This is a genomic window from Kitasatospora sp. NPDC048407 (assembly GCF_043200475.1).
Classification (GTDB): Bacteria; Actinomycetota; Actinomycetes; order Streptomycetales; family Streptomycetaceae; genus Kitasatospora.
This window is the reverse complement of sequence record NZ_JBICXW010000032.1, coordinates 53,231-66,881: the sequence shown is the minus strand read 5'-3', so window position 1 is coordinate 66,881 and position 13,651 is coordinate 53,231. Positions and strand designations below refer to the sequence as shown.

Here is a 13,651-nt window from a genome sequence, read left to right as displayed (position 1 = left end):
TGGACGCACCGCCAAAGCACCCAAGTACACCCAGTACGAGGGCGCTTCGGCGGCACGCCCAGCCGGGCGCCTCGGGCCGCTCCTTGACGGGCAAAGTTGCCTGCCGCGGCACTAGTCTCGGCTGGAGCCGACGGGCCCGCTGCCCGCCGATGACGAGAGAGACGAGCCCCGATGTGTCGAACGCACCCGTGATTCGCGCCGACGTCCCCGGGTCCTTCGCCTGGGGCGTCTTCCACAAGCGCCACCCCGAGCTCGTCCGGCAGGTGCTCGACGCGCTGCCGTACGGCCCCGCCGAGCGGGCGGCGGTCGAGCGGCTGCTGGTGGAGAGCACCACCGGCGTCCTGGAGCCGCTGCGCGCGGACGCGCCGGACGCCGCGCGGTGGCTGGCGTGGGGCGAGGGGCTGTGGGGGCGGCCCTGGGGGGAGGCGCCGTTCCTGTGGGCGGAGAGCTACTTCTACCGCCGACTGCTCGACGCCACCGGATACTTCGGGCCCGGCGCGTGGCAGGGCGTCGACCCGTTCGCGCCGTTCAAGAAAGCCGAGCTGGCCGGTGCGGCGGTGGACGGGGAACTGGCCGCGCTGAGCGCGCTCGACGGCCTGCCGGAGACCCGCCGGGCGGAGGCGCTGCTGTCGTCCGCGCTGTGGGGCAACCGCGCGGACCTCAGCTTCGGGATCACCGCGGAGACCACCGGGACGGCCGCCGCCGACCTGGTCGCCGACGACAGTGCGACGCTCTGGACCGCGCTCGGACGGGCGACGGGCGGGCAGGTCTGCGTCATCGCGGACAACGCCGGCCGGGAGCTGCTGCCGGACCTGGTGCTGATCGACCACCTGCTGACCGGCGGCCCGGCGGCGCAGGTCGTCCTGTACGTGAAACCGCAGCCGTACTTCGTGTCGGACGCGACGACGGCCGACGTCCTCGCCTCGGTCGAGCGCCTGCGCACCGCGCCCTCGGCCGTCGCCGGGGCGGTCGGCGGGCGGCTGTGGCGGGCGCTGAACAGCGGTGCGCTCGTCGTCCGCACGCACCCGTTCTTCTGCGCGCCGCTGCCGTTCCACGACATGCCGGCCGACCTCCGTGCCGAGCTCGCCGCCGCGACGATGACGATCCTCAAGGGCGACCTCAACTACCGCCGCCTGGTCGGTGACCGGCTCTGGCCGCCGACCACGCCGTTCGGCGAGACGGTGCGTCACTTCCCGTCGCCGGTCGCGGCCCTGCGGACGCTGAAGTCGGATGTGATCGTCGGCCTCGACGCCGCGACCGTCGCCCGGCTCGACGGCACCGGGACCTCGTGGCGCACGGACGGCCGCCACGCCCTCGTCCAGGTCGACGCCCGCCCGTAGATCCTGCCGTTTCGCTGCCCGGAGGAGCCCAAGTGCCCACCCCCGCCGACCGTCTGGCCGAGGCCCGCGCCTCCACCGACCCCGCCGCGCTGCGTGCCCTCACGGCCGTCGGCCTGCCGTTCGTCGACCAGGCGCTCGCCGAGAACCCGCACACCCCACCGGACGTGCTGGCGCGGCTGGCGGAGGTCCGGCACAGCGACTGGAACGACAACCGGCTGCTGTACCTGCTGGCCGAACATCCGGGCGCGGACGGGGCGGTGCTGGACGCCGTGCTGGCGGCGGTGGCCGAGTGCCTCGCGGCGGGACGGCGGCCGTTCGCCGCCGTGCTCGCGCTGGCGGCGCGGCTGGACGTTCCGGCCGAGCGGGTGCGGGCGCTGGGGCGGTCGGCCGGGGCCTCGGCGCGGCTGCGCGCCGGGTTGGCCCGGGTGCTGGCGGAGCGTTCGTAAGTTCACTCCGGTGACGGTGCGGGTCGGCCAAGTCCGGTAGTGCGGCCGCGAAGAGCGCGGTGCAGAAGCCGCTGGGCGCAGGCCGACATCGCGACCGCGCCGGCCGCCCACGGCGAGCTGTTCGGCGGCCGGGCCGGCACCGGCGGACCGGGGCGGGTGCCCGACCGGCAGTGGGTCGGGCACCCGTTCGGTCTACGACGATTGCTTTACTCCCTCTTGATTTTTGTCATATCGGCTGAATAGTCTCCCGGCCATTCGCGTGTCTTCGATCACACCGATCGCGTCCGCCGACAGTCGGGAGAGTCAACCCCCATGAGCGTTCCCCGCATCCGTCGCTCCGCCCTCCTCGCCGCAGGTCTCGCGCTGGTCACCGCCGGCGCCCTCGCCGGACCCGCGGCGGGCGCCGCCACGGCGGCCACCGCGTCCGCCACCGGCCAGCCGATGAACTACGTGGTCAACACCAAGGCCAACCACGGGCAGACCAAGAAGGCCGAGCGCGAGATCCAGGCGGCCGGCGGCAGTGTGGTCGCGTCGTACGAGCAGATAGGCGTGGTGATCGCCCGCTCCAACGACCCCGGCTTCGCCGCCAAGCTCCGCCAGTCGAAGACCATCGACTCGGTCGGCGCCAGCCGCACCGCGGGCATCCAGGCCGGCGGCATGGAGACCACCGTCGAGGTGTCCGACGTTCCCACGGGCGCGACCGCCGACGGCAGCGAGCCGCTCTGGGCCAACCAGTGGGACATGCGGCAGATCGGCGTCGACCAGGCGCACAAGACCACGCTCGGCAGCCGTGACGTGGTGGTCGGCGTCCTCGACTCCGGCATCGACGCCACCCACGAGGACCTCGCCGCCAACGTCGACCCGGCGCTCTCCGCGTCCTGCCTCAGCGGCAGCCCCGACACCAACTGGAAGTCCTGGCAGCCCACCACCAGCACCCACGGCACCCACGTGGCCGGCACCATCGCCGCCGCCAAGAACGGCAAGGGCATCGAGGGCGTCGCCCCCGGCGTCCGGCTGGCCGCCGTCAAGGTGGTCGACGACGGCGGGTTCATCTACCCCGAGTACGCGATCTGCGGCTTCGTCTGGGCCGCCGAGCACCACTTCACCATCACCAACAACAGCTACTACGTGGACCCGTGGATGTTCAACTGCGCGGGCGACCCCGACCAGGGCGCGGTCAGCGAGGCCGTCCGCCGGGCCGTCGACTACTCCCGCCGTGGCGGGGTGCTGAACGTCGCCGCCGCCGGCAACGAGAACATCGACCTGGCGCACAAGACCGTCGACGTCAGCAGCCCGGACGACACCACCCCCGGCGGCCGGCCGATCGACGCCAGCTGCCTCGACCTGCCCGCCGAACTGCCGGGCGTGATCGCGGTGTCGGCGATCGGCGCCAAGGGCGACAAGTCCTACTACTCCAGCTACGGCCTGAACAAGGTCGCCGTCGCCGCCCCCGGTGGCGACGCCACCGTCTTCCAGACGCCCGACACCCCCGACCGCCGCGGCGGCATCCTCTCCACCCTCCCCGGCAACAAGTACGGCTACAGCTCGGGCACTTCGATGGCCACCCCGCACGTGGCCGGCGTCCTCGCGCTGCTCGCCTCCAGCCACCCGGGCGCCGGCCCGGAGAAGCTGCGCAGCCTGCTGGTGAAGCAGGCCGACCCGCACGCCTGCCCGGCCGGCGTCTTCAACCCCGGCGGCACCGGCGCCTACAAGGCCACCTGCGAGGGCACCGACGCCAACAACGGCTTCTACGGCGCCGGAGTGGTCAACGCCGCCAAGGCCGTGGACGCCTGGCGCAACTGACCTCGCGTCAATCCCGGTGCGTGGGCGGCTCGTTCAGCGTCCACGCGCCTGCGTCAACACCCGGTGCGTGGGCGGCTCGCACGTCGCCCACGCACCCGCGTCAACCCTGTTACGCGGGCGGCTCGTTCAGCGCCCATGCGCCTGCGTCAACCCCGGTGCGTGGGCGGCTCACTCCTCGCCGACGTGCCGGGAGCCCGGCAGGCTCACGCGTGCCGCAGCCGACCGCAGGTCAGTTCTCCTCGCCGACGTGCCGGGAGCCCGGCAGGCTCACGCGTGCCGCAGCCGACCGCAGGTCAGTTCTCCTCGCCGACGTGCCGGGACCAGTCCGATTCCACCGAGGCCAGGCCGGCCCGGTTCGGCACCTGCTTCAGCCAGGCCGGCCGGGCCGCCGTACGGGCCGCCGCGGCCCGCTCCTCGGCGGCGCGGATCTGCTCCGGGGTGGCGAACCCCTCCGGCAGCCAGGCCGCGGAGTTCGTGACCCGGGCCGCCAGGTGTTCCACGTACGCGGCCCGGACGGCGGCGGGCGAGTCGAAGCCCGGCTCGTCGGCCAGCCAGGCGTCCGGCACCAACTCGGTGATCTCGGCCAGCAGTTGGGCCGTCACCAGGGGCGCCAGCGCGGCGTCCGCGGCGGCCACGTCGGGGCCGTAGCCGCCCAGCGCGTGGCCGCTCAGGTCGTAGCGCTTGTGCACCGAGGCGTGGGCCGAGGACCAGCGGTGGTGGAAGATCAGCCCGGCGCCGTTGTCGATCAGCCAGAGCTTCCCGTGCCAGACCATCAGGTTCGGGTTGTGCACGCTGCGGTCGACGTTGCCGGTCAGCGCGTCCAGCCAGACGATCCGGCCGGCCTCGGCGGGGGAGACCTCGATCATTCCCGGCTTGAAGTCGTGGGCGCCCGGCAGCAGGTCCATGCCCAGGTTGCGGCCCGCGCTGGCCTTCAGCAGGTCCTGGATCTCCTGGTCCGGCTCGTTCGCCGCCACCGCCGGGTCGAAGTCCACCAGCACCAGCGGCGGCACCCGCAGGCCCAGCCGCCGCGCCAGCTCACCGACGATCACCTCGGCCACCAGTGCCTTGACGCCCTGCGCCGCACCGGTGAACTTGACCACGTACGTGCCGAGGTCGTCGGCCTCCACCACCCCGGGCACCGAACCGCCCGCCCGCAGCGGATCGACGTACCGCAGCGCCGTCACTTCATCCAGCATCCGCCCACCCTAACTCGACCCCGGTTTCCGGTTTGGCGGGGGCAGGTCGCGATGGTTGGCTTGGCGGCGACGCCGAGTGCAGATGTGCAGAGGCGCAGATGACCCGGACCGAGGAGAAGTGAGCGAATGGGCAAGGTGCACGCCACCACCGAGCGGACGTACGGGGCCGACCCGGCCCGGGTGTACGAGGCGCTGGCCGACTACGCGGTGACCCGGCCGAAGCTGCTGCCCGCGCAGTACAGCGAGTACGAGGTGCGGGCCGGCGGCACCGGCGCGGGCACCCAGGTGCACTGGAAGCTCCAGGCCACCGAGAAGCGGGTCCGGGACTGCCTGTTCACGGTGACGGCGCCGACCCCGGACACCCTGGTGGAGACCGACGCCAACTCCTCGATGGTGATCACCTGGACGGTCGCGGCGGCCGGCGAGCACGGCAGCAAGGTCACGGTCGAGGCGACCTGGACGGGGGCGACCGGCATCGGCGGCTTCTTCGAGCGGACCTTCGCGCCCAAGGGCCTGAACCGGATCCACGACCAGGTGCTGGCCAACCTGGCGGCCGAACTCGGCTGAGCCCTGTTCGTCCCCGAGGCTATTCACACACCCGTACGGCGCATCAGCCGTACGGGTGTGCCCGTTCCCCGGGACGGGTGAAGCGGCCCCGGCCGGGTGCGGTCGTCAACTTAGGCTCCGGGCCGTGCAGATGACGATCCTTCATGTCTCCCAACCGACCGACGGCGGCGTGGCCCGGGTGGTGGTCGACCTGGTGCGCGGGCAGCGCGCGGTCGGCTGCCGGGTCCTGGTGGCCTGCCCGCCCGGCGGCCGGCTCGCCCAGGAGGCCGCCGCGGCCGGCGCCCGGGTGCTGGACTGGCCGGCCGAGCGCTCACCCGGGCCGGGCACCGTCGGCGAGGCCTGGCGGCTGCGCCGGATCATCCGCGGCGCCGCGCCGGACGTGCTGCACCTGCACAGCGCGAAGGCGGGGTTGGCCGGCCGGCTGGCCGCCCGCGGCGCCGTGCCCACGGTGTTCCAGCCGCACGCCTGGTCGTTCGCCGCCGCCGAGGGCGTCCTCGCCGAGGTCAGCCTGCGCTGGGAGCGGCACGCCACCCGGTGGGCCCGGATCGTGCTGTGCGTCAGCGAGCAGGAGAAGGCGGACGGCGTGGCGGCGGGGCTGGTCGCGGACTGGCGGGTGGTGCCGAACGGCGTGGACCTGGCGCACTTCACGCCCGCCGACCAGGCGTCCCGGCGGTCCGCCCGGATGGCCCTGGGCCTGGAGCAGTCCGCCCCGCTCGCGGTGTGCGTGGGCCGGCTGTGCCGGCAGAAGGGCCAGGACGTCCTGCTGGACGCCTGGGAGCAGGTGCAACGCCGGCTGCCGGCGGCCCGGCTGGTGCTGGTCGGGGGCGGCCCGGACGCGGAGGCGCTGGCGGGCCGGGTGCGGGCGCTGCCCGACCCGTCGCGGGTGCGGCTGGTGGGCGATGTGGCGGATCCGCGGCTGTGGTTGGCGGGCGCCGACCTGGTGGTGCTGCCCTCGCGCTGGGAGGGGATGGCGCTGGCGCCGCTGGAGGCGATGGCCTGCGGGCGGCCGGTGCTGCTGACCGATGTGCCGGGGGCGCGGGAGTGTGTGCCGCCGGGCGAGCTCGGCCGTTCGGTGGTGCCGCCGGAGAATTCCCGTGCGATGGGCGAACGGTTGGCCGAATTCCTGTCGGATCGGATCGAATGCGAACGGCGCGGTGTTCTGGCCGGGTCGCACGTGGCTGAAAATCACGATATCCGGCAAGTAATCTCGCAGGTGGCGGCGATTTACCGGACTATTGTTCGGACCCGGGTGGTCCCGGCGGGCCGCACATCCCGTGTCCCGCAGTGGTTTTGATCGTTTGTCAGGCCGTGAACGCCCGCCCGTGCAGGTGTGGCCTTCCCTCATGGATGTCCGATTATTAGGCGGGTGGAATGAAATGGCATGTCAGCTCTCTGCGCGTGCAATGGCGTTCGGTAATGTCTGATTCTGCCTGCTTCATCCCCATTTTCTGTCAGGGGAATGGCCGACCGCCGTGCTCGGCAGCAGGTGATTTCCCGGACGGGTTCACAGCAGGGGAGTTCGTGCGCCGATGACCATTGACCACGAGAGCGTGCCGCGGTCGGCCGACGTGCTGGCGGGTACCGGTCGCCATGGCAATCATCACGGCGCGGGACTGCTCGACCGGCCGAACTCCCGGGCTCTGCCGACCAGGACCTACGCCGGCGTCGGCCGCCACCGCGGCCGGCTGCACTCTCGGGTCGCCCTGCCGCTCGCCCTCGCCACCGCCGACACCCTGGCGGTCGCACTGGCCGCCGCCGTCACCGCCCCGGCCGCCACCCGGCCGGTCGCCACCGCCCTCCTGCTGCTGCCGGCACTGCTCCCGCTCAACCTGGCCGGCGGCCTCTACCGCAGCCGGCTCAGCCTCTCCGCCCTCGACGAGTTCCCCGCGCTGGCCGCCCGCGCTGCCGTCGCCACCGCGTTCGCCGTCACCGTCGACGCCTGCCTGACCGGCCACTGGACCGACCTCGGCGCGATGGGCCCGCTGCGACTGCTCAGCCTGCTGCTGCTGATGCTCCCGCTCGCCGCCCTCGGCCGCGCCTACGTCCACCACCTGACCCGCCGGGCCCGCCGCCGCCGTCCCAGCCCGGTGCTGATCCTCGGCGCCGGCGAACTCGGCCAGCGGATCGCCGGCGTGCTCACCGCCCGCCCCGAGTACGGCCTGCGGCCGGTCGGCTACCTCGACGCCGACCCGGTGCTGCTGCCCCCCGGCGGCCCGCTGCCGGTGCTCGGCGGCCGCGAGGTGCTCGGCCGGGTGCTGCGCCGCTACCGCGTCCACCACGTGCTGGCCACCGGCGGCGCCGCCGACGACGCCGACACGCTGGCCGCGATGCGGCACGCCGCCCGGCTCGGCTGCCAGGTCTGGCTGCTGCCCGGCCTGCGCGAGTTCGACTCGGTGCAGGGCACCGGCGACCACCTTTGGGGTTTCCCCTGTCTGCGGCTCGGCGCCCCCGCGATGCGCCGCCACGGCTGGGCCGTCAAGCGCGGCTTCGACATCGCCGCGGCCGGCCTCGGCCTGCTGCTGATCTCCCCGCTGCTGGCCGCCTGCGCCCTCGCGGTGCGCTGGGAGACCGGCCCGGGCGTGCTGTTCCGCCAGCAGCGCACCGGGCTGGACGGTCGGGTGTTCACCCTCCTCAAGTTCCGCACCCTGCGCCCCAGCAACGAACACGAGTCCGCCACCCGCTGGAACATCGCGCAGGACCACCGGATGGGCACCGTCGGCAAGTTCCTGCGCAAGGCCTCGCTGGACGAGCTCCCGCAGCTGTGGAACGTGCTCCGCGGCGACATGAGCCTGGTCGGCCCGCGCCCCGAACGCCCCTATTTCGTCATGCGGTTCGGCCAGGCCTACCCCGAGTACGTCGACCGGCACCGCGTCCCGTCCGGGCTCACCGGCCTGGCCCAGGTCAGCGGCCTGCGCGGGGACACCTCCATCGAGGACCGGGCCCGCTTCGACAACCGCTACATCGAGGGCTGGACGCTGTGGCAGGACGCCAAGATCCTGCTGCGCACCGCCGCCCTCGTGGTCCGCCCGGACGGGAGCTGACCGCAGGCCGTGGCCGTCACCCTCCGACTCCCGCCCGCCACGGGCCGGTTCACCGGCACAGCCGCACCCGGGCAGCGCCGGCTCGCACCCCGGCCGAGCTGGCTCGCCGCCGCCACCGTGCTGCTGGTCTGCGTCCCCACCGGCGAGAAGGACGTCACCGCCGCCGTCCACGTCACCCCGGCCGACCTGGCCTCGCTCGCGCTGGTCGCACTGACCGCCGTCCAACTGCTGCGCGCCCGGCTGCCCCGGCTCGACCCGGCGGCCGCCGTGCTGTTCGGCGGCGTGGTGCTGGCCGCCGCCGCCGCCACCGTGCACTCCGTCGACCCGTCGGCCAGCCTCACCGGCTTCGTCCGGCTGGTGCAGATCTTCGTGCTGGTGCCCGCCGCCGTGCTGCTCGCCGTCCGCGACCGCGACGACCGGCGGCTGGTGCTCGGCTCGTTCGTGCTGGCCGCGCTGATCGAGGGCGCGGTCGGCGCCACCCAGTACCTGACCCGCACCGGCGCCTCCTACACCGGGCAGCCGATCCGCGCCGTCGGCACCTTCGGCGCGCTCGACATCATGGCGATGTCCGGCGTGGTCTCGTTCGGGCTGCTCGCCGCCCTCGGTCTTGGCCTGGCCGAACGCGGCCCCGGCGGCAGCCGCGCGCTGCGCCGCGCGATGTGGGCGAGCGCCGCGTTCCTGGCCTTCCCGCTGGCCGTGTCGTTCAGCCGGGGCAGCTGGATCGCCACCGCGGTCGCCGCCTCCGTGCTGCTGCTGCGCGCCGACGCCCGGCTGGCCGTCAAGGGCGTGCTGGTCGGCGCCGCCGCCGCAGTGGTGCTGGTCGGGGGGCTCGGCCTCGGCGCGTCCGGCGTCACCGAGCGGCTCAGCTCGATCGGCTCGGTCTCCGCCGCCCCCGACCAGTCCGTCTCCGACCGCTACGACCTGTGGGCCACCGCCGGCCGGATCTGGCAGGACCACCCGGTGGCCGGCGCCGGACCCAAGGCCTTCCAGCAACTGCGCGACAGCCACGCCCCGCTGAGGCTCTCCTCCGGCAGTGACGCCGCCGACTCCACCATCGGCTTCCAGCGCGAACCGCTGCTCTCCCCGCACAACATGTACTTCCTGGTGCTCAGCGAACAGGGCCTGCTCGGGGTGGTCGCCTACCTCGCGCTGTTCCTGACCCTGCTGCTCGGCTGCCTGCGCCGCGCCACCGGCCCCGGTCTGGCCGCCCTCGCGCTGCTCTGCTGGGTGCTCTGGGACTTCCTGTACGCCGACATCGGCGGCACCACCACCGTGCTGACCTCCGTGGTGCTCGGCCTCGCCGCCCGCACCGCGCTGCCGGGGCCCGACTCCCGGGCCGCGAACGGTCCCGACTCCCGTGGAGCGAACGGCACATGACCACAGACCAGCCGGTGGCGCAGGTCACCACCGGCGTCCCCGTACCGGCCCCCCGCAGCGAGGGCGACGACGCCGCACCCCGGGGCGGCTTCCTGGCCAAGGCGTTCGGCGTGACGGCGCTGCTCAGCGCGGCCGGCTCCGGCCTCGGCCTGCTCCGCGACCTGCTGCTGGCCCGCTACTTCGGCGCCAACCAGGGCACCGACGCGTTCCTGGTCGCCTGGACGGTGCCGGAGACCGCCGCGCCGCTGCTGATCGAGGACGCGATGGCCTTCCTGATGGTCCCGGCCTTCAGCCTGGCCCTGGTGCTGCGCGAGGAGAGCCCCCAAGGGTCGGACCCGGTACGGCAGTTGACCCGCTCCACGCTGCCCTGGCTGCTGCTCGCGCTGTGCACGCTGTCCGGCACCGTCGCACTGTTCGCCCCGCAGCTGGTCGACCTGGTCGCCCCCGGCCTGGCCGACCCGCGGCTCGCCGTCACCTGCACCCGGATCACCGCGTTCACCGTGGTGCCGTTCGGCGTGGCCGGCTACCTGGCCTCCGCGCTGCGCGCGCTGCACGCCTTCACCGCGCCCGCCGTCATCTACGTGATGTACAACCTGGGCATCCTGGCGCTGCTGCTCAGCGGCCACCGCCTGCTCGGGGTGCGCTCCGCCGCGCTCGGCGTGGCGCTCGGCAGCCTGCTGATGGCGGGCGTGCTGGTGGTGCCGTTCGCCCGCAGGCTGCGCGTCCGCAAGCGGCGGGCCCGGCGGCGCGGCGCCGTGCGCGGGCTGGTGCTGATCCCGCTGGCGCTGCTGCCGGTGGCCGCGTTCTCGCTGACCCGGCAGTCCCAGGTGTTCATCGAGCGCTACCTCGGCTCGGCGCTGCCGCCCGGCACCATCTCGCACCTCAACTACGCCGCGAAAATCAGCCAGTTGGCGATGACCTCGGCGATCCTGATCGTCACCGTGACGTTCCCCGTGGTGGCCCGGGCGATGGCCGCCGGCGACCTCACCGCAGCCCGCGACCGGGTCGAGAAGGACCTCGGCCAGGCAGCGGCGCTGGTGCTGCTCGGCACCGCCTTCCTGCTGTCCTGCGCACCCGCCGTGGTCTCGCTGCTGTTCCAGCGCGGCGCGTTCGGCCCCGCCGACACCGAGGCCACCGCGGCCGTCATCCGGGTGTACAGCTTCGGCCTGCCCGCCCAGGCGATGATCGGCGTGATGGTGCGGCCGTACTTCTGCGTCCGCCCGGTGGTGCGGCGCGCCGAGGCCCCGCGCGCCGAGGGCGACCGGACCACCTGGCTGGACTGGTACCCGGTCGGCGCGATGACGCTCGGACTGGTCGTCACCTTCACCCTCGGCGTCACCCTCACCCCGCACTTCGGGGCGCCCGGCCTGGCCGCCGGAAACGCGGTCGGGATCACCTTCACCGCGGCGCTGCTGATGCGCGGCCTGATGCTGCGCGGCATCGCCCTGCGGCTCGGCCTGGTGCTCGGCGGGCAGGCCCGGCTGCTGGCCGCCGCGATCACCGCCGCCGCGGCCGGCTCGCTCGCCGTCCGGGCGGCCACCGCGCCGCTGCCCGCCGCCCTGCTCGGCGGCGCCACCGTCCTGCTGGTCTTCGCGGCCCTCGGCGCGCTGTTCGGCGTCCCCGAGGTCCGCGGACCGGCCCTGGCACTCCTCGCCCGGGCCCGGCGACCGCACGCCCCCTCACCCGCCGAAGGGAAGCCGCATGGTTGAAACCTGTCTGCCGGCGCAGGTGCTCGCACCCCGGCTCGCACCCTGGATCCTGATGTACCACTCGGTCGCCGAGGAGGACGAGGATCCCTACCAGCTCACCGTCAGCCCGGAACGGTTCGCCGAACAGATGGACTGGCTGCACCGCTCCGGCCGGCGCGGCGTCAGCGTCCGCGAACTGCTCGACGCCCAGGCCCTCGGCCGGGAGTCCAAACTGGTCGGCCTGACCTTCGACGACGGCTACGCCGACTTCGCCCGGCACGCCGTCCCGGTGCTGCGCGAGTACGGCTTCACCGCCACCGCGTACGTGATGCCCGACCTGCTCGGCGCCGCCAACCACTGGGACGTCGAAGGCCCCCGGAAGAAACTGCTGACCGTCGACCAGATCATCGAACTCGCCGCCTCGGGCTGGGAGATCGGCTCGCACGGCCTGGGCCACCAGGCCCTGTCCGGGCTGCCGCCCGCCGCACTGGAACGCCAGACCAAGGAGAGCCGCCGCGAGCTGGAAGACCTGGTCGGCGGCCCCGTCACCGGCTTCTGCTACCCGTACGGCGCCGTCGACCTGCCCGCCACCCGGGCCGTACGGGACGCCGGCTACGACTACGCCTGCGCCATCGAGCACTCCTCACTGACCGGCCGGCACGCCCTGCCGCGCAGCTACGTCGGCGACCGCGACGGCGCCTGGCGGCTGCGCGCCAAGCGCGGCCGGCACCGCTGGCGCGAGGCCGTCACCGGACTGCGCTGGGCCCCGCCGAAGCCCGCCGCGGGGGAGCGGTGGTGAAGGTCCTGCACGTGGTCACCGGCCTGCACGCGGGCGGCGCGGAACGCCAACTCGCGCTGCTGCTGCGGCATCTGCCGAAGGACCAGCGGCACGAGGTGGCCACCTTGACCAACCCCGGCACGGTGGCCCGCGAACTGCGCGCCGACGGATTCACCGTCCATCACCTCGCCATGCGCGGCAACCGCGACCTCGGCGTGCTGCCCCGGCTCACCCGGCTGATCCGGGCCGGCCGCTACGACCTGGTCCACACCCACCTGTACCGGGCCATGCTGTACGGCCGCCTCGCCGCCCGGCTGGCCGGGGTGCGGGGCGTGCTCGCCACCGAGCACTCGCTGCAGGCCGGCGAGATCGAGGGCCGGCCCACCTCGGCCGGCGTCAAGGCGCTGTACCTGGCCGCCGAACGGCTCGGCGGCACCACCCTGGCGGTCTCCGGCCAGGTCGCCGCCGTGCTCGACACCTGGGGCGTGCCCGCCCACCGGGTCCGGCGGCTGCCGAACGGCATCGACGCCGCCCGGTACCGCTTCCCACCCGCCGAACGGGCCGCCCACCGCGCCCGGCTGCGCGCCGAACTCGGCCTCCCCTCCGACGCGTTTGTGGCCGGCGGGGTCGGCCGGCTGGTGCCCGGCAAGCGCTTCCACGTTCCGCTGGAGGCGCTCGCCGCGCTCCCGGCGGGCACCCGGCTGCTGCTGGTCGGCGAGGGCCCCGAACGGGCCGAACTCACGGCCCGCGCCGAGCAGTTGGGCGTCCGCGAACGGCTGGTGCTCACCGGCGAACGCGACGACGTGCCCGAACTGCTCACCGCGATGGACGTGCTGGTCTCGCCGTCCCGCGCGGAGACCTTCGGACTCGCCGCCCTGGAGGCCCTGGCCGCCGGACTGCCGGTGCTGCACTCCGCCTGCCCGGCACTGGCCGAACTCCCGGTCGGCGCCGCCCCGCACGCCCGCCTGCTGCCGTCCGAACCCGCCGCCTACACCCGCGAGTTGACCGCCGCCGCCGCCGCACCGCCCGGACCCGTCCCGGTCCCGCCCGCCGTCGCGCACTACGACATCACCCGGATCGCGGCCGAACTGGCCGCCCTCTACCGGGAGTCCGCCGGCGCCCTGCCCGGCCCCCGCCACCCCGCACGCCGCCGCGCGGGCGCGCACTGACCCCCGCCATCCCGTCTCTGGAGTCCCCCGATGCCTGCACTTCGCCGTCGCGCTCGTGCGCCGGCCTGCCGCTGGTGGCCGATGGCCGTGGCCGTCCCGCCAGGTGCGGCGGCCCGCCTCCGCTGACCCCGTTCTCTGGAGCCCCCCGATGCCCCTACTGCGCCGCCGCTCCCGCGCGCTGTTCCGCCGCTGGTGGCCGATGGCCGTCGCCGTCCCGCCAGGTGCGGCGGCCCGCCTCCGCTGACC

11 protein-coding genes are annotated in these 13,651 nt (G+C 74.4%); 10 read left to right on the top strand and 1 reads right to left on the bottom strand.

The features are described from left to right. Positions 1-173 precede the first annotated feature (173 nt). The 3 genes from ACGFWJ_RS34085 (at position 174) to ACGFWJ_RS34075 (ending at position 3,589) form a co-directional block, all read left to right on the top strand. Positions 174-1,340 carry a damage-control phosphatase ARMT1 family protein gene (locus ACGFWJ_RS34085; RefSeq protein WP_392956439.1) on the top strand — a complete coding sequence of 389 codons (1,167 nt, stop codon included), beginning with the start codon at positions 174-176 and terminating at the stop codon, positions 1,338-1,340. Between the two features lie 32 nt (positions 1,341-1,372). After that, entirely contained in the window at positions 1,373-1,786 is a 414-nt protein-coding gene (locus tag ACGFWJ_RS34080) for a hypothetical protein (protein WP_387862958.1), read from the top strand. A 312-nt stretch (positions 1,787-2,098) separates the two neighbouring features. Next, the gene (locus ACGFWJ_RS34075) at positions 2,099-3,589 is read left to right on the top strand and encodes a S8 family serine peptidase (protein WP_392956436.1); all 1,491 of its coding nucleotides are present in this window, start codon (positions 2,099-2,101) and stop codon (positions 3,587-3,589) included. Positions 3,590-3,882: 293 nt separating this feature from the next. On the opposite strand, the gene ACGFWJ_RS34070 is transcribed toward ACGFWJ_RS34075, so the two are convergent. Continuing rightward, on the bottom strand, positions 3,883-4,785 hold the full coding sequence (locus ACGFWJ_RS34070; RefSeq protein WP_392956434.1) for a HipA family kinase: 903 nt from the start codon (positions 4,783-4,785) through the stop codon (positions 3,883-3,885). 126 nt (positions 4,786-4,911) lie between these two features. Between ACGFWJ_RS34070 and ACGFWJ_RS34065 the strand changes: the two genes are divergently transcribed. The 7 genes from ACGFWJ_RS34065 to ACGFWJ_RS34035 all read left to right on the top strand — a co-directional run bounded on the left by ACGFWJ_RS34065 (position 4,912) and on the right by ACGFWJ_RS34035 (position 13,405). Further along, positions 4,912-5,352 (top strand): SRPBCC family protein, encoded by a 441-nt coding sequence (locus ACGFWJ_RS34065; RefSeq protein WP_387646129.1) that lies wholly within the window; start codon positions 4,912-4,914, stop codon positions 5,350-5,352. Positions 5,353-5,482: 130 nt separating this feature from the next. Then, complete coding sequence (locus ACGFWJ_RS34060; RefSeq protein WP_392956430.1) at positions 5,483-6,646, top strand: glycosyltransferase; 1,164 nt, start codon at positions 5,483-5,485, stop codon at positions 6,644-6,646. A 235-nt stretch (positions 6,647-6,881) separates the two neighbouring features. After that, entirely contained in the window at positions 6,882-8,393 is a 1,512-nt protein-coding gene (locus ACGFWJ_RS34055) for a sugar transferase (protein ID WP_392956428.1), read from the top strand. Between the two features lie 9 nt (positions 8,394-8,402). Further along, the gene (locus tag ACGFWJ_RS34050; RefSeq protein WP_392956425.1) at positions 8,403-9,770 is read left to right on the top strand and encodes an O-antigen ligase family protein; all 1,368 of its coding nucleotides are present in this window, start codon (positions 8,403-8,405) and stop codon (positions 9,768-9,770) included. Beyond that, the gene (locus ACGFWJ_RS34045; protein ID WP_392956422.1) at positions 9,767-11,479 is read left to right on the top strand and encodes a lipid II flippase MurJ; all 1,713 of its coding nucleotides are present in this window, start codon (positions 9,767-9,769) and stop codon (positions 11,477-11,479) included. Before ACGFWJ_RS34050 ends, ACGFWJ_RS34045 begins: the two co-directional genes overlap by 4 nt. Beyond that, positions 11,472-12,257, top strand: coding sequence for a polysaccharide deacetylase family protein (locus tag ACGFWJ_RS34040; protein ID WP_392956419.1), 786 nt, complete (start codon positions 11,472-11,474; stop codon positions 12,255-12,257). The genes ACGFWJ_RS34045 and ACGFWJ_RS34040 overlap by 8 nt, the downstream gene beginning before the upstream one ends. Next, the gene (locus ACGFWJ_RS34035) at positions 12,254-13,405 is read left to right on the top strand and encodes a glycosyltransferase (RefSeq protein ID WP_392956416.1); all 1,152 of its coding nucleotides are present in this window, start codon (positions 12,254-12,256) and stop codon (positions 13,403-13,405) included. Before ACGFWJ_RS34040 ends, ACGFWJ_RS34035 begins: the two co-directional genes overlap by 4 nt. Positions 13,406-13,651: the final 246 nt, after the last annotated feature.

Bases quoted from the DNA above. Each gene is read 5' to 3' on its own strand.
- ACGFWJ_RS34040 (WP_392956419.1), top strand. From the start codon at position 11,472: ATGGTTGAAACCTGTCTGCCGGCGCAGGTGCTCGCACCCCGGCTCGCA.
- ACGFWJ_RS34045 (WP_392956422.1), top strand. From the start codon at position 9,767: ATGACCACAGACCAGCCGGTGGCGCAGGTCACCACCGGCGTCCCCGTA.
- ACGFWJ_RS34060 (WP_392956430.1), top strand. From the start codon at position 5,483: ATGACGATCCTTCATGTCTCCCAACCGACCGACGGCGGCGTGGCCCGG.
- ACGFWJ_RS34075 (WP_392956436.1), top strand. From the start codon at position 2,099: ATGAGCGTTCCCCGCATCCGTCGCTCCGCCCTCCTCGCCGCAGGTCTC.
- ACGFWJ_RS34070 (WP_392956434.1), bottom strand. From the start codon at position 4,785: ATGCTGGATGAAGTGACGGCGCTGCGGTACGTCGATCCGCTGCGGGCG.
- ACGFWJ_RS34055 (WP_392956428.1), top strand. From the start codon at position 6,882: ATGACCATTGACCACGAGAGCGTGCCGCGGTCGGCCGACGTGCTGGCG.
- ACGFWJ_RS34065 (WP_387646129.1), top strand. From the start codon at position 4,912: ATGGGCAAGGTGCACGCCACCACCGAGCGGACGTACGGGGCCGACCCG.